Here is a 962-nt window from a genome sequence, read left to right as displayed (position 1 = left end):
CGGCGCTGGCTGCACTGCCCGACGGCGCCGGCGTGGCCGCGCGCAACCCCGGCGAGCTGTTCCGGCAGTTCATCGCCGGCATGCTGGCCAGGCTCGACGCGACGATCGCACGCAACGGCGAGCAGCCCGAGCCGGCCGACGCCGCGCGCGATGCCGCGCCCTACGAGCATGCCGACCAGCTGATCGGCGACATCGAGCTGATGCACCGTGCACTGGTCGAGACCGGCGCCCAGCCGCTCGCGAAGACCTTCCTCGCACCGCTGCTGCGCGAGGTGCGCACCTTCCGCTTCGCGACGGTGCGCCTGGACATCCGAGAGAACACGATCCGCATCAACGCCACGCTCGGGGAGCTCTACCGTGCCGTGCGGGGCAGCGAGCCGCCGGCCAGCGACAGCGCCGAGTGGAAGGACTGGCTGCTCACCGAGCTGGCCGCGCCGCGCCGCGCCGGCGAGGCGCCGCTCGCCACCGCGGGCCTCACGCCGGAGGCGCAGGAGACGCTGGCGACCTTCCGCACCGTCGCCGAGATGCGCGACCGCGTCGACCGCGAGGCCTTCGGCACGCTGATCCTCAGCATGACCCACAGCGCCACCGATGTGCTGGGCGTCTACCTGCTGGCCAAGCATGCCGGGCTGTTCAACGATGCGCAGGCGGTGGAGCGCTGCACGCTGCCGGTGGTGCCGCTGCTCGAGACCATTCCCGACCTGCGGCGCGCGCCGGCCATCCTGAAGGAGCTGCTCGCGGTGCCGCTGGTGCAGCGCTCGCTGCGCCTGCACGGCAACGTGCAGGAGGTGATGATCGGCTACTCGGACTCCAACAAGGATGGCGGCTACTTCACCGCCAACTGGGAGCTGAGCAAGGCGCAGGCGACGATGACGCGGCTGGGCGAGGATCTCGCGTCAAGATCGCCTTCTTCCACGGCCGCGGCGGCTCGGTGAGCCGCGGCGGCGCGCCCACCGGCCGCG

Annotated in this window: 1 protein-coding gene; it reads left to right on the top strand. The window is 72.5% G+C overall.

Translation table 11 applies throughout. The annotated features are described in order from the left end of the window. Nucleotides 1–935, top strand: a 935-nt coding sequence (locus tag x551_RS22725; RefSeq protein WP_253950472.1) for a phosphoenolpyruvate carboxylase, incomplete at its 5' end; no start/stop codon positions are given. Between the last annotated feature and the right edge of the window lie 27 nt (nt 936–962).

Source organism: Methylibium sp. T29 (genome assembly GCF_000576205.1).
GTDB classification, from domain to species: Bacteria; Pseudomonadota; Gammaproteobacteria; order Burkholderiales; family Burkholderiaceae_C; genus Methylibium; species Methylibium petroleiphilum.
Note: the sequence above shows the minus strand (reverse complement) of the source record. Positions and strands in the feature narration are given on the sequence as shown.